Annotated in this window: 13 protein-coding genes and 1 pseudogene; 4 read left to right on the forward strand and 10 right to left on the reverse strand. The window is 62.1% G+C overall.

Annotation, left to right across the window (positions count from 1 at the left end):
• Positions 1 to 68 precede the first annotated feature (68 nt).
• Positions 69 to 1,892, forward strand: coding sequence for a glutamine--fructose-6-phosphate transaminase (isomerizing) (gene glmS, locus BJN45_RS12755; protein ID WP_076095804.1), 1,824 nt, complete (start codon positions 69 to 71; stop codon positions 1,890 to 1,892).
• Positions 1,893 to 2,723: a symmetrical bis(5'-nucleosyl)-tetraphosphatase gene (locus BJN45_RS12760; RefSeq protein ID WP_076095806.1), complete on the forward strand. Its 831-nt coding sequence runs from the start codon at positions 1,893 to 1,895 to the stop codon at positions 2,721 to 2,723.
• A 190-nt stretch (positions 2,724 to 2,913) separates the two neighbouring features.
• Here the strand turns inward: BJN45_RS12760 and BJN45_RS18225 are convergent.
• The 9 genes and pseudogenes from BJN45_RS18225 to BJN45_RS12805 all read right to left on the reverse strand — a co-directional run.
• Positions 2,914 to 3,393: pseudogene (locus BJN45_RS18225) on the reverse strand (lysophospholipid acyltransferase family protein); the annotation flags it as partial.
• A 50-nt stretch (positions 3,394 to 3,443) separates the two neighbouring features.
• On the reverse strand, positions 3,444 to 4,196 hold the full coding sequence (locus BJN45_RS12770; RefSeq protein ID WP_076095810.1) for a GNAT family N-acetyltransferase: 753 nt from the start codon (positions 4,194 to 4,196) through the stop codon (positions 3,444 to 3,446).
• Between the two features lie 79 nt (positions 4,197 to 4,275).
• The gene (locus BJN45_RS12775) at positions 4,276 to 5,214 is read right to left on the reverse strand and encodes a carbohydrate kinase family protein (RefSeq protein ID WP_076095812.1); all 939 of its coding nucleotides are present in this window, start codon (positions 5,212 to 5,214) and stop codon (positions 4,276 to 4,278) included.
• 9 nt (positions 5,215 to 5,223) lie between these two features.
• Positions 5,224 to 6,270, reverse strand: a complete 1,047-nt coding sequence (locus BJN45_RS12780; RefSeq protein ID WP_076095814.1) for a DUF3426 domain-containing protein — start codon at positions 6,268 to 6,270, stop codon at positions 5,224 to 5,226.
• Positions 6,246 to 7,136 (reverse strand): 50S ribosomal protein L11 methyltransferase, encoded by an 891-nt coding sequence (gene prmA, locus BJN45_RS12785; RefSeq protein ID WP_076095816.1) that lies wholly within the window; start codon positions 7,134 to 7,136, stop codon positions 6,246 to 6,248. Before prmA ends, BJN45_RS12780 begins: the two co-directional genes overlap by 25 nt.
• Positions 7,137 to 7,138: 2 nt before the next feature.
• Positions 7,139 to 8,497, reverse strand: a complete 1,359-nt coding sequence (gene accC, locus BJN45_RS12790) for an acetyl-CoA carboxylase biotin carboxylase subunit (RefSeq protein ID WP_076096123.1) — start codon at positions 8,495 to 8,497, stop codon at positions 7,139 to 7,141.
• 8 nt (positions 8,498 to 8,505) lie between these two features.
• A complete protein-coding gene (gene accB, locus BJN45_RS12795; RefSeq protein WP_076095818.1) occupies positions 8,506 to 8,958 on the reverse strand; it encodes an acetyl-CoA carboxylase biotin carboxyl carrier protein in 453 nt (150 codons plus the stop codon).
• A gap of 54 nt (positions 8,959 to 9,012) precedes the next feature.
• Complete coding sequence (aroQ, locus tag BJN45_RS12800) at positions 9,013 to 9,495, reverse strand: type II 3-dehydroquinate dehydratase (RefSeq protein WP_076095819.1); 483 nt, start codon at positions 9,493 to 9,495, stop codon at positions 9,013 to 9,015.
• 39 nt (positions 9,496 to 9,534) lie between these two features.
• On the reverse strand, positions 9,535 to 10,125 hold the full coding sequence (locus BJN45_RS12805) for a hypothetical protein (RefSeq protein WP_076095822.1): 591 nt from the start codon (positions 10,123 to 10,125) through the stop codon (positions 9,535 to 9,537).
• 50 nt (positions 10,126 to 10,175) lie between these two features.
• On the opposite strand from BJN45_RS12805, the gene mpl reads away from it, so the two are divergent.
• Both mpl and BJN45_RS12815 read left to right on the forward strand, forming a co-directional pair.
• Positions 10,176 to 11,522 carry a UDP-N-acetylmuramate:L-alanyl-gamma-D-glutamyl-meso-diaminopimelate ligase gene (mpl, locus tag BJN45_RS12810; RefSeq protein ID WP_076095824.1) on the forward strand — a complete coding sequence of 449 codons (1,347 nt, stop codon included), beginning with the start codon at positions 10,176 to 10,178 and terminating at the stop codon, positions 11,520 to 11,522.
• Positions 11,519 to 12,106, forward strand: a complete 588-nt coding sequence (locus tag BJN45_RS12815; RefSeq protein WP_076095826.1) for an SCO family protein — start codon at positions 11,519 to 11,521, stop codon at positions 12,104 to 12,106. The genes mpl and BJN45_RS12815 overlap by 4 nt, the downstream gene beginning before the upstream one ends.
• 48 nt (positions 12,107 to 12,154) lie before the next feature.
• Here the strand turns inward: BJN45_RS12815 and BJN45_RS12820 are convergent, their stop codons facing one another.
• Positions 12,155 to 14,431 carry an NADP-dependent malic enzyme gene (locus BJN45_RS12820; protein ID WP_076095828.1) on the reverse strand — a complete coding sequence of 759 codons (2,277 nt, stop codon included), beginning with the start codon at positions 14,429 to 14,431 and terminating at the stop codon, positions 12,155 to 12,157.
• Positions 14,432 to 14,482 lie beyond the last annotated feature (51 nt).

A 14,482-nucleotide genomic window follows, 5' to 3' on the forward strand; every position in this document is an offset into this window, starting at 1 on the left:
CCCCTTTCCCGGACGGCCCGGACGCAGCTTGCTGTAAAATATGTCCGGTCAATTTCTGGAATTTCACCATGTGCGGCATCGTCGCGGCAGCAGCCGGCAATAACATCGTTCCCGTCCTCGTCGAAGGGCTGAAGAAGCTCGAATACCGGGGCTATGACTCGGCCGGACTGGCGGTCATCGGCGACCGGAAAATCGACCGCGTCCGCTCGGTCGGGCGGGTTGCCGAACTGGAGAGCGCTTCGGCCGCCACCAGCTCGCCGACCGGCATTGCCCACACCCGCTGGGCAACGCACGGTGTTCCTTCCGAGCGCAACGCCCACCCGCACATTTCCGGCAGCATCGCCGTCGTGCACAACGGCATCATCGAGAATTACGAAAGCCTGCGCAGCGAACTGACCGCCCAAGGCTATGTCTTTACCTCCGACACCGACACCGAGACCATCGCCCATCTGGTCGAATCGCTGCTGAAGACCGAACCGGACCTGTTCCGCGCGGTACAACTGGCCTGCCGGCGACTGATCGGTGCCTACGCCATCGCCGTCATCGATCACCAGCAAGCCGGCCGGATCATCGTTTCCCGCGAAGGCTCGCCACTCCTGCTTGGCCTGAGCGACACCGGCAACTATGCCGCCTCGGATGCCTCGGCCCTGCTGCAGGTCACGCGCAACATGGTCTATCTGGAAAATGGCGATATTGCCGAGTTGACCGCAACAAGTGTCAGGATCGAACGCCTCGACGGGACACCGGTCGAACGCCCGGTACATGTTTCGCAGTTGTCGGCCGCTGCAGTCGAACTGGGCAATTATCGCCACTACATGCAGAAGGAAATTTTCGAGCAGCCGGAAGCACTGGCCAACACACTCGAGATCGTCGGCGGCAGCAAAAGCATACAGCCCGGAATTTTCGGCGCCGAAGCCAGCAACTTGCTGCAGGATGTCGACCACATCCTGATTCTTGCCTGCGGCACCAGCGCCCACTCGGGAATGACCGCCCGCTACTGGCTGGAAGCCGTCGCCGGCGTGCCCTGCACCGTCGAGATCGCGAGCGAATACCGTTATCGCACTTCGGTCGCCAATCCGCGGCAACTGATCGTCGCCATCTCGCAGTCCGGCGAAACCGCCGACACACTGGCTGCGCTGCGTCACGCCAAGTCACTCGGCCAGCTGAAAACGCTGGCCATCTGCAACGTACCGGAATCGGCCATCGTGCGCGAGTCGGCACTGCGTTTCATCACCCGTGCCGGCCCGGAAATCGGTGTCGCCTCGACCAAGGCCTTCACCACCCAGCTCGCCGCTCTGTTCCTGCTGACGCTGGTGATGGCCAAGGTGCGCAACCGCCTCAGCGCCGATCAGGAAAGCGCCTACATCGACCAGTTGCGCCATCTACCGGTTGCGGTCAACAAGGTCCTGATGCTGGAAAAGGACATCGAGATCTGGGCACGCCGCTTTGCCGACAAGCACCATGCATTGTTCCTCGGCCGTGGCCGCCATTACCCGATCGCCCTCGAAGGTGCGCTGAAGCTGAAGGAAATTTCCTACATTCACGCCGAAGCCTACCCGGCAGGCGAACTGAAACACGGCCCGCTGGCCCTGGTCGATGCCAGCATGCCGGTCATTTCGGTGGCCCCGGCCGACGATCTGCTGGAAAAACTCAAGTCCAACCTGCAGGAAGTCCGCGCCCGCGGCGGCGAGCTTTACGTCTTCGCCGACGCCGATTCGGAAATTCCGGAATCGGAAGGCGTGCACATGCTGCGCCTGCCTGAACACTACGGCCTGCTGTCACCGATCCTGCACGTCATCCCGCTGCAACTGCTGTCCTACCACGCAGCGCTGGTGAAGGGAACGGACGTGGACAAGCCGCGCAATCTGGCCAAGTCGGTGACGGTGGAGTAAATGGCCACTTACGCCATCGGCGACATCCAGGGCTGCCACGATTCGCTGCAGCGATTGCTGGCGGACTGCGCCTTCGACCCGGAAAAGGACCGCCTGTGGCTGGTTGGCGATCTGGTCAACCGCGGCCCGAAATCGCTGGAAACGCTGCGGCTGATCAAATCCTTCGGCAAATCGGCGTTGACCGTACTCGGCAACCACGACCTGTACCTGCTGATGGTGGCCGAAGGCGGCGCCAAGTATCGGGCCAAGGACGATACCCTGGACGACGTCCTGAATGCGCCGGATCGCGACGAACTGCTCGACTGGCTACGTCGGCAACCGCTGTGCCACACTGAAGGCGAGCACTGTCTGGTGCATGCCGGCCTGCTGCCGCAATGGACGGCAAAACGCTCCCGGGAGCTGGCCCGCGAGGTCGAAGCCAAGCTGCAGGGCAAGGATTACCGCGAGTTCATCCTCAACCTGTGGGGCAGCGAGCCCGCCGCCTGGTCGGATGACCTGAAAGGCTGGGGACGCCTGCGGGTGATCGTCAATGCGATGACCCGGATGCGCTTCTGCACCAAGAAGGGCGTGATGGAGTTCAAGGCCAAGGGCAAACTGGTCAATGCCCCCGAAGGCTATCTACCCTGGTTCGACATCCCCGGGCGCAAGAGCGCCGACGCGGTACTGGTGACCGGCCACTGGTCGGCCCTGGGACTGCGCATCACGACCAATCTGCTGGCGCTTGACTCGGGTTGCCTGTGGGGTGGTCACCTGACCGCTGTTCGCCTGGAAGACCGGCGGATATATCAGGTGGATTGCTCACCAGCGGAAGTGCAGCCGCTAAAGCGATAGCCTCGCGGGCTTCTGCCGCCACCTGCTTGCGATCTTCGCCACGCAGACCGCGCAGCGGTGTCGTCACCAGACGGGCGATGATGCGTGGTCGCTTGAGGATGGCCGCAGTGCATTCGCCCAGCGAGATGTCGCCATCGTAGCGCGGCGCCAGGCTGCGCTCACCGTTCAGTTCCCAGTAGGAAATCGCCGCCGGCAATACCGGCCGCCCCGCCGCCAGCGCCGGCTGGAGCAAGGCGGCGTGGAAATGCAGCAGACTGCGCCCGTCGGTGGTCGTCCCTTCGGGAAACACCGCAACACACTTGCCGGCAGCAAGCAGCGCAGCGATCTCGGCATTGACCAGCCGGGCATGCCCACGACTGCCACGGCGCAGGAAAACCGTGTCGTTCTTTTCCGCCAGCCAGCCGATCACCGGCCAGTGGCGGACCTCTTCCTTGGACACAAACGCGGCCGGAAAAGCAGCGTTGATCACCAGGATATCGACCCAGGAGATGTGGTTGGCCACCAGCAGGACGCCGGGCACGCAATGCGTCAGGTCAGCCTCGACTTCGATCCCCAGGGCGTCGAGAAAAGCCGCCGCCCAGCTTTGCTTGAGCAAGCGGCGGCGACGGTCACCGCAAAGACGGAAGACGGTCAGCGAAACGATCAGGCCGCTGACAAGAAGCAGCGCCACCCGGAACTGGCGGAAGGCGCGAATGAGTCTGCTGGTCTGGTTCAGGCTGTTTATCCCAGATAGTGTTTGGCGTAACGGCTGGCAACCTTGGCCATCGGCATCAGGATGGGCAAGTCGGCCGTGTTGAAATCAGGATCCCATGCCGGCTCACCGCAAATCCAGGCCCCTGCACGCAGGTAACCCTTGATCAGCGGCGGAACTTCGGCCGGACGATCCTGCTGCAGGGCAGCCAGCGGCAGCGGACAACGCGGGAAGACCCGGTATTCCTGCGGCCCCAGATGATCAGCAGCCAGCCGATTATACAGACTGGCGGCAGCATGCCCGCCGTCAGCCATGCTGATCGATGCGCAGCCGATCAGGTAATCGTGGCCCCGCTCCAGCATGTACTGGGCAAGCCCGGACCACAGCAGGGTGATCGTCGCACCGGTGCGGTAATCCGGATGGACGCAGGAACGGCCGATCTCGACCATGCGCGAGCGCAGATGCTGCAGCCGGGTCAGGTCGAATTCGTTTTCCGAGTAGTAACCGACCTGACGGGCATTTTCCGGCGGCAGGATACGATAGGTGCCGACGATGTCGCCGCTCTGGGTATCGCGCACGACCAGATGCTCACAGTAGGGGTCGTAGATGTCGTGATCGACGCCCGGCGTACGGCTCGGCAGATTGGCGCCCATTTCACCGGCAAAGACTCGGTGACGCAGGCGCTGGGCTTCGAGAATGTCGCCCTGGCTGCGGGCAAAGCCGACAGCCAGGCTCTTCTTTTCGGGACGGGCACGTGCTGCCGTCTTGTGGATGCTTTCCATGTTGTTCTCCTTTTTGCTATGGAGAACAGCATGAAAGATGCGTGTTACACGCCTATTGCCCGATCGTTACAGGCGGGTTTCAGACCGGCCAGGGCAGGCTGCCGAAGGCCTTGCGGTAACGCTCACCGATTTCCTCGCGGCTCGGCTGATGGTTCTGGCCACCGCGGTGGGCAATCTTGATCGAGCCCATGACCGAAGCCAGACGCCCCGTGGTTGGCCAGTCGAAGCCGTTGGCGATACCGTAGAGCAGGCCGGCGCGATAGGCGTCGCCGCAGCCGGTCGGATCGACGATGGCATCCGGAGCAACGCACGGGATGTCGTAACGCTGGCCGTGGGTATGGATTTCCGAGCCTTCGCCACCGCGGGTGACGATCAGCGCCTGCACTTCGGCTGCCAGTTGTTCGAGGCTGCGTCCCGTGCGATCGCAGGCGAGCTTCGCCTCGTAGTCGTTGAAGCAGGCGTAGTCAGCCAGCTTCAGAAAATCCATCAGGTCGTCGCCGCTGAACATCGGCAGTCCCTGACCCGGATCGAAAACGAACGGCACGCCAGCCGCAGCGAAATCGCGCGCGTGCTGCAGCATGCCTTCACGACCATCCGGGGCAACGATGCCGAGCTTCGCATTCGCGCGGTCAACCTTGTTCAGATGCGAAAAAGCCATCGCACCGGGGTGAAAGGCAGTGATCTGGTTGTCATCGAGATCGGTGGTGATGAAAGCCTGGGCGGTGAAGCTGCCGGGGACCTCACGGACGTGCGCACGCGTCAGACCAAGCTTGTCGAGACGATCGAGGTAGGCACGGGCATCGTCGCCAACCGTGGCCATGATCGTTGCGTCGCCGCCGAGCAGCATCAGGTTGTAGGCGATGTTGCCGGCACAACCGCCGAATTCCCGACGCATCTCGGGAACCAGGAAGGCCACGTTCAGGATGTGGATCTGTTCCGGCAGGATGTGATTCTTGAAGCGGTCCGGAAAGACCATGATGTTGTCGAAGGCCAGCGAGCCGCAGATCAGTGTCGTCATGTTTTGATTTCAGGGATAGAAAATGTAAAGGCGGTAGCCTGCGGCACCGATGCCGGAAGCCTCGATCCACAAACGTACGGAGGTCTCGCCATTGGCTGGGAAGGCAGCCTGCGGCGAACCCGGCGACAGGTAATCCGCTGCCCCGATCACCCGCCGGGCAACAACCTTGTCGTTCACGTCGGTCAGGGTCAGTTCCAGACTGGGCCAGGCCTGCGCATGAGTTGCGCGATTTTTCAGCGTGGCATTGAGGACAAACAGTCCGCGCCCGTTATCCGACTGCAGATCGGACGTCTCGATGGAAACCAGCGCGGCATCCTGCGGCAACGGAACCTCAATAGCCAGGGCGGAATAGAGCGCCGCGGCAGCGGGCAGGCGCAGGACGACTTCGGTGCGGAAATGGTAGGCCAGCTGACCGCCGAGCATCAGCAGCAACAGGACAAAAACCAGCACGTAGGGCCAGACGGGCGATCTGGGCGTTGCGTCGTCAAAACTGCCGATTCCGTCGCTGGCCAGCGCACCGGCCGACCAACGATTGAAAGTCGTGCTGTCAGCCAGCTCCCGGATGGCAACCAGGCCAGCCTCGCGAGCGGCCTGAGTACTTTCCTCCGGCGTTTCTGCCAGCGGCGCGGCAAGTACGGGAGAGAGGTCATCTGCTGAAGGCGCAACAGGAAATGGGGCGACATCCTGCGGCATCTCGGCAAGCGGCTCGCCCGGCGAGGCAACGGGCATTTCCGGCATTTCCGGGACGTCGACCGCAAGCGGCGCGGGCTCTGCCGGGAGCGCTTCGGCAACCTCCCCGACGGTAACGGCACCAGAGTCTCCGGACCAGGATGTCGGCGCGACAGTTTCAACCGGCGGCGGCAAGTCCGGCACCTGAAGATCGTCCGGTGCTGCAGCGGTTTCGACCTGCAGATGATCGAAGGCGTTGAAAACTGTCTGGCAATGCCCGCAACGCACCTTGCCGGCTTTCAGCCGCAACTGCTCGGAGGTGACCCGGAATACCGTGCCACACGCCGGGCAACGACTGCGGGTCAGGGCCGGACCCCGGCCAGACATACCCAGTCCTCGCGCACGTCGGCGACCTGCAGTGGAATCCACGGCGCATAGACGGCGATGATCTCGTCCGCCTGCTCGCGCAGGATGCCGGACAACGCCAGACGCCCGCCAGAGCGCACGTGGGCGCAGATGGCCGGGGCCAGAACTCGCAGGGGATTCGACAGGATGTTCGCCACGACGACATCATACTCGCCAGCCAGCGCCTGTGCTGAATCGGCGAAGCGGGCAACGACCCCGTTGCGCTCGGCATTGGCGTTGGCCGCCTCAACTGCTTGCGGGTCAATGTCGACACCGGCAACGCTGGCCGCCCCGAGTTTCGCTGCCGCAATGGCCAGAATCCCCGAACCGCAACCGTAATCCAGCAGGGAATCGCCGACAGCAACGGTGCGTTCCAGCCATTCCAGGCACAGCCGGGTCGTCGGATGCGAACCGGTACCAAAAGCCATGCCGGGATCGAGAATCAGATTGATCGCCGCCGGATCGGGTGACTCATGCCACGACGGCACGATCCACAGACGGCCGGAAACACGGATCGGGTCGAATTGCGACTGGGTCAACTGCACCCAGTTCTGCTCGGCCACCGGCTCGACGGAATACGCCGGGACATCGGCCAGACCTACGCGGGCGGCCGCCTCGGCGAGCATCCCCGGGACATCGGCATCGGGCTCGAACAGCGCAACCACGCGCGAGTGCGTCCAGCCCGGCGTACTGACCGAACCCGGTTCGCCGAATTGCGGCTGCTCATCCGGCGTGCCGGCGTCGGCATCCTCGATGCTGGCCGACAGCGCGCCAATCTCGATCAGCGCGTCGCAAACCGGTTCGGCACTCGCCGCATCGGTGAGGAAACTGACGTTTTGCCAGGCCATGACTATTGCTTGACCTCGCTCTTGTCGGCCAGCTTGTGCTCCAGATAATGGATGCTGGTGCCGCCTTCATTGAAGCGGGCGTCGAGCATCAGTTCCTGATGCAGCGCGATGTTCGTCTTGATCCCCTGAATGCTCATCTCGGACAGCGCGATGCGCATGCGGCGGATGGCCTGCTCACGGGTATCGCCATAAGCGATGACCTTGGCGACCATCGAATCGTAGTGCGACGGCACGCGATAACCCTGGTAGATGTGCGAGTCGACCCGGATGCCGGGGCCGCCAGGCGGATGATAAAACTCGATCTTGCCGGGAGATGGCACGAACGTGAAGGGATCTTCGGCGTTGATGCGACATTCGATCGCATGCCCGCGCAACACGATGTCCTTCTGCCGATAGCGCAGCTTTTCACCGGCGGCGACACGAATCTGTTCCTGGACGATATCGACACCGGTAATCATCTCGGTCACCGGATGCTCGACCTGGACGCGGGTGTTCATCTCGATGAAATAGAACTCGTTGTTTTCGTACAGGAACTCAAAAGTCCCGGCGCCACGGTAACCGATCTTGCGGCAAGCCTCGGCACAGCGCTCGCCGATGCGGGCGATCAGGCGGGCGGGAATATGCGGCGCCGGCGCTTCTTCGATGACCTTCTGGTGGCGACGCTGCATCGAGCAATCGCGCTCGCCGAGATAGATGGCGTTCTTGTATTCGTCGGCCAGCACCTGGATTTCCACGTGACGCGGATTTTCCAGGAATTTTTCCATGTAGACCGCAGGATTGCCGAAGAAACTGCCGGCTTCCTGACGAGTCATCTGTACCGCGTTGAGCAACGCGGCCTCGGTATGAACAACCCGCATGCCGCGACCACCACCACCGCCAGCGGCCTTGATGATCACCGGGTAACCAACGGCACGGGCGATCCTGATGATTTCCTTCGGATCTTCCGGCAAGGCGCCATCGGAACCGGGAACACAGGGCACACCGGCCGCCTTCATCGCATCCTTGGCCGAGACCTTGTCGCCCATCAGACGAATGGTTTCAGCACGCGGCCCGATGAAGACGAAGCCAGAAGACTCGACACGTTCGGCGAAATCGGCATTTTCGGAAAGGAAACCGTACCCAGGGTGAATGGCCTCGGCATCAGTGACCTCGGCCGCCGAAATGATGGCCGGCACGTTCAGGTAACTCTGGGCCGACGGCGCCGGGCCGATGCAGACCGACTCGTCGGCCAGCTTGACGTACTTGGCTTCGCGGTCGGCCTCGGAATGGACAACCACGGTCTTGATGCCCAGCTCGCGACAGGCGCGCTGTATCCGGAGGGCAATTTCGCCCCGGTTGGCGATCAGAATCTTTTCGAACATCGCCATGATCAGCCGATCACGAACAGCGGTTCACCAAATTCGACCGGCTCGCCGTTATCAAGCAGGATGGCCTTGATCACACCAGAGGCATCGGCTTCGATTTCGTTCAGCAACTTCATCGCCTCGATGATGCACAGCGTTTCACCCTGCTTGACCGTCTGGCCGATCTGCACGAATGCTTCAGCACCGGGTGACGGCGAGCGGTAGAAGGTACCGACCATCGGCGACTTGACGACATGCCCCTCTGGCGTATCGTCCTCATCATCGAGATTGACCGAGGAAACAGCCGGCGCACCAGACGGCGCGGGCATCTGGGCCGGCATCGCGTACTGCATTGGTGCAGCAACGGCACCGTAGTGCTTGGCGATACGGACCTTTTCCTCACCCTCGGTGACTTCCAGTTCCGAAATACCGGATTCCTGAACGAGGTCGATAAGTTTCTTCAGCTTGCGCAGATCCATGATGACTCCCTAAATTTTTGCGCATTTTGGGCGCATGATCACGACAGTTGTCGTTTACTGATCCAGATTGATTTTGTTGAGCAGGTATTCGAGGGCCAGGCGATAGCCCTCGTGACCCAGGCCGCAGATGACACCAATGGCCAGGTCGGAGAAATACGAGTGATGCCGGAACGACTCCCGGGCATGCACGTTCGATAGATGCACCTCGACAAAGGGGATGGCGACAGCCGCCAGCGCATCACGCAGCGCAACGCTGGTATGCGTGTAGGCGGCCGGGTTGATGATGATGGCGCGAACACCTTGTTCGCGCGCGGCATGAATGCGCTCGATCAGGGCACCTTCGTGGTTGCTCTGAAAAGCTTCCAGGTCAACACCGACACTTTCCGCCAGCCGGGCAAGCGTCAGGTTGATGTCGGCCAGCGTCACGCTGCCGTAATGTTCGGGTTCACGAGTACCAAGCAGATTCAGGTTCGGGCCATGCACGACAAGGATGCGGGCCTTTTCCGTCGACTTGGAAGCAGTTTTTCGCTTCGTCATACCGGCAAGTTTGCCGCAAATCGCTGCAACTTGTCCAGTCTATTCCTTTAGTGAGAGGCGCAACTCGGCGGCCCGCATGCGCTCGCGTGGCCGCCCGTCGCGGTGTTTCATGCTGACCCGCTCAAGCTGTGGCGACAGGATGACCAGGTTGGCGTCAACGGTATCGGTTTCAATCTGCAGTACGGCCTCGACCTTGTCGCTGCGCGGATCAACATGATTGACGTCGACCCCGCGGTTGAGCAGGAATATCTCGACTTCCTTCGCGCTGTCGGCAAACAGCAGAATGTCGATATGCGAGTGCTCGCCCGCCGTACCGTCCAGCACCGAGCCGGTCAGCCAGGGATTGAAGTCGACCAGCAACTCGAGCAGTTCGAGCGCCGAATGGCGCAAGGCCGCCAGCAATTCCGCATGACCTTCGTCCTGATACAGGCTGCGGTAGGCGCGCAGCTCGGCCTCGACTTCGGCATTGTCGGGAAATGCCGTGTGCTCCGGCAACCCCAGCTGGCGGGCTGCCTTCTTTTTGGCATGGTGATAGTCGCTGATACCGTCCTCGGCCATCAGGCGTGCGGCAGCGGCGGCGATGGCGGAGCGGGTTCCGGAACCCGTTCGAAGCCTTTCGTGGCGGGGCATGATGTCTCGCTCAGGGTAGAATCGAGTCCATTCTAACCACAGTACGTGACATGCACATTCACATTCTTGGCATCTGCGGCACCTTCATGGGCGGCATTGCCCAGCTGGCCGTTGCCTCAGGCCACCGCGTCACCGGCTGCGACGCCAATGTCTACCCACCGATGAGTGACCAGTTGCGGCATGCCGGCATCGAGCTCATCGAGGGCTTTGCCAGCGAACAACTGGCATTGAACCCGGACATTTTCGTCATCGGCAACGCAGTTTCGCGTGGCAATCCGTTGCTCGAAGTCATTCTCGACCGCGGCCTGCCCTATGTTTCCGGTCCGCAGTGGCTGGCCGAGAACGTCCTGCAGGGAGGCTGGGTGCTGGCTGTCGCCGGCACCCACGGCAAAACAACAACCAGTTCGATGCTGGCGTGGATACTCGAAGACGCCAACATGGCGCCTGGCTTCCTGATCGGTGGCGTGCCGCTGAACTTCGGCGTTTCCGCCCGTCTCGGTGACACCCCTTTCTTCGTCATCGAAGCCGACGAGTACGACACGGCCTTCTGCGACAAACGCTCGAAATTCATTCATTACCGGCCGCGCACCGCCGTGCTGAACAATCTGGAATTCGACCACGCCGACATCTTCGCCGATCTGGCAGCGATCGAAACGCAATTTCACCACCTTGTACGCACGCTGCCAGAATCCGGACTGGTCGTCTCCAATGCCGCCGAGGCCAGCCTCGAGCGCGTGCTGGCGCGTGGCTGCTGGACACCGGTCGAACGCTTCAACGCAGCCGATGGCTATCGCACCGCAGGTGACGATGCCAGCGGCGAGCTGGTCCTTTACGGCGCCGACGGCGAAATCGGCCGTACCGTCTGGCAGTTGACCGGCGAACACAACCGGGCCAATGCCTGCGCTGCGCTACTCGCCGCCCGCCACGTCGGCGTGCCTTTTGCCAAAGGACTGGAAGCCCTGGCCCGCTTCGGCAACGTCAAGCGGCGCATGGAAGTCCGTGGCGTAGTGCGTGACATCACCGTCTATGACGATTTCGCCCACCATCCGACGGCCATCGCCACGACTGTCGCCGGCCTGCGGCGCAAGGTTGGCGATGCGCGCATCCTGGCGGTTCTGGAGCCGCGGTCGAACACGATGAAACTGGGCACGATGAAGTCGCAGTTGCCGGACAGCCTGCGCGAAGTCGATGTCGCCTACTGTTACGCCGGCAACCTTGGCTGGGACGCCGGGGAAGCGCTGGCGCCGATGGGCGACCGCGCCTGCGTCCACGACGATCTCGACGCGCTGGCCGCAGCCGTCACCGAAGCCGCCCGACCGGGCGATCACATCCTGGTGATGAGCAATGGCGGTTTTGGCGGCATACACAACAAACTGCTGGAAAGGCTTTCTGCATGAACCGACGCGATTTCATCGCCCTGCTGCCGGCACTGGCGCTGGCAGGCTGCGGCCAGAGCGCACCGCGCTTCAACAACACCGACCTGTCGGCCGGCAACATCTTCCCGACGGCAAATTTGTTCGACGGCACTGGTCGACCGCGCAATTTCGAGGAATTCCGCGGCAAGGCGGTATTTGTCTTCTTCGGCTACACCAGTTGCCCGGACATCTGCCCGACGACGCTGCGCAAGTACGCCAGCCTGCTGCGCAACCTGCGCGACAAGGAAATGGCCAAGGTGCAGGTGCTGTTCATCACCGTCGACCCGGAGCGCGACACCCCGGAACGCACCGATACCTTCGTCAAATGGTTCAATCCAAACTTCATCGGCCTTTCCGGCACGGAAGAGCAGATCGCAGCAGTAGCCGCCCAGTTCAAGGTCGTTTACAGCAAAAAGACCGTCGAAGGCGGCATGGGTTACGTCATCGATCACACTGCCGCCGCCTACCTGATCGATCCGAAGGGACAGTTGCGCCTGGCCATTCCGGAAGCGGCATTGCTCGAACCGATCAGCGCCGACCTGCGCACCTTGCTCGAGGAAAAATAAGAAACCCCGCCGTGGCGGGGTTTCGCTAGTGCAACCCGGATCGGGCAATCAGCGTTCCATCGACTCCACAACCGCCAGCGCCGTCATGTTGACCAGACGGCGCACGGTGGCCGTCGAAGTCAGCACATGCACCGGACGGGCGACGCCAAGCAGGATGGGGCCGATGGTGACGCCTTCGCCGGCGGTCATCTTGAGCAGGTTGTAGGAGATGTTGGCGGCATCGATATTCGGCATCACCAGCAGGTTGGCTTCGCCCTTCAGCGGCGACTCCGGATTGGCTTCGCGCCGGACATCCTCGCTGAGCGCCGAATCACCGTGCATCTCGCCATCGACTTCCAGTTCGCCTGCCGACATGGCCGAAACCAGCCCCGCTGCAACGCTCATCTTGCGTGCCGATTCTGACGAACCGGAACCGAAATTGGAATGCGACAGCAGCGCCGCCTTCGGATGGCTGCCGAAGCGCTTGACCTGCTCTGCCGCCATCAGCGTCATTTCAGCGATTTCCTCGGCCGTCGGATTCTCATTGACGTGGGTGTCGCAGATGAACAGCGAACGCCCCGGCAGCATCAGGTAATTCATCGCCGCCAGCGTATTGACGCCAGCGCGCTTGCCGATGACCTGGTTGATCACCCCGAGATGGTGGCTGTACTGACCGGACATGCCGCAGATCAGGCCATCGGCGTAACCCAGCTTGAGCAGCATGGCGGCGATCACCGTCGGCTTGCGATGCAGGGCTTCCTTGGCAATGGCCGGCGTCACGCCGCGCCGCACCATCAGTTTGTGATAGGCGGTCCAGCACTCACGATAGCGCTCGTCGGATTCCGGATTGACGATATCGAAATCGACGCCCGGCTTGATGCGCAGCTTGGCTTTTTCCAGACGATGCTCGATGACGCCAGGACGTCCGACCAGGATCGGGCGGGCAAATTTTTCCTCGATCACCACCTGGGCGGCACGCAACACGCGTTCATCTTCGCCCTCGGCGTAGATGATGCGCTTGCCCTTGGCCTGGCGTGCTGCCTGGAAGATGGCACGCATGCCGACACCGGTGTGATAGACGAATTCCGACAGCTTGGCGCGGTAGGCATCCCAGTCGGTGATCGGACGGGTGGCGACACCCGAGTCGATGGCGGCCTGCGCAACAGCCGGCGCGATCTTGACGATCAGGCGCGGGTCGAACGGCTTCGGAATCAGGTATTCCGGGCCGAAGGAAAGATCGGCGCCGGGGTAGGCCATGGCCACTTCATCGGTGACTTCGGCTTCGGCCAGTTCGGCAATGGCACGCACCGAGGCCATCTTCATCTCTTCGGTGATACGCGTGGCGCCGACATCCAGGGCGCCGCGGAAGATGAAGGGGAAGCACAGCACGTTGTTGACCTGATTCACATAGTCGGAACGGCCAGTGGCGATGATCGCGTCGGGACGGACTTCCTTGACCAGTTCCGGCATGATTTCCGGGGTCGGGTTGGCCAGCGCGAAAACCATCGGCTTGTCGGCCATGGTCTTGACCATGTCCTGCTTGACGACGCCAGCGGCGGACAGGCCAAGGAAGATGTCGGCGCCGACCAGGGCATCAGCCAGCGTCCGCTTGTCGGTCTCCTGGGCGTAACGGGCCTTGGTTTCGTCCATGCCGCCCGGGCGGCCAACGTAGATGACGCCCTTGGAGTCGCAGATGGTGATGTTCTCGCGCTTGACGCCGAGATCGCACCACAGGTTCACACAGGAAATGGCCGCGGCGCCAGCACCGGAAACGACGACCTTGACCTCTTCGATTTTCTTGCCGACGACCTTCAGGCCGTTGAGCATGGCGGCGCCGGAAATGATCGCGGTGCCGTGCTGGTCATCGTGGAAGACCGGAATGTTCATCCGCGCCTTGAGCTTCTCTTCGATGTAGAAGCACTCCGGCGCCTTGATGTCTTCGAGGTTGATGCCGCCGAGCGTCGGCTCGAGCGCGGCGATCATGTCGATCAGCTTGTCCGGGTCGTTCTCGGCCAGTTCGATGTCGAAAACGTCGATGCCGGCGAATTTCTTGAACAGGCAACCCTTGCCTTCCATGACCGGCTTCGAGGCCAGCGGTCCGATGTTGCCAAGGCCGAGGACGGCGGTGCCGTTGGTGACGACACCAACCAGGTTGGCGCGCGAGGTGTACCAGGCGGCCGTCGCCGGATCTTCAACGATCGCGTCACAGGCGGCGGCAACACCCGGCGAGTAGGCCAGCGCCAGGTCGCGCTGATTGGTCAGTCCCTTGGTCGGGCGGACGGAAATCTTGCCTGGCGTGGGCCAGCGGTGATATTCAAGTGCGGCTTCGCGCAAATCCTTTTCCACGGAAAAATCCTCGGCAGTCAGGTTAGGGAAAACCCTGTAGGGTACTCCAAA

Source organism: Azonexus hydrophilus, from assembly GCF_001956855.1.
In the GTDB taxonomy this organism is placed as follows: Bacteria; Pseudomonadota; Gammaproteobacteria; order Burkholderiales; family Rhodocyclaceae; genus Azonexus; species Azonexus hydrophilus_A.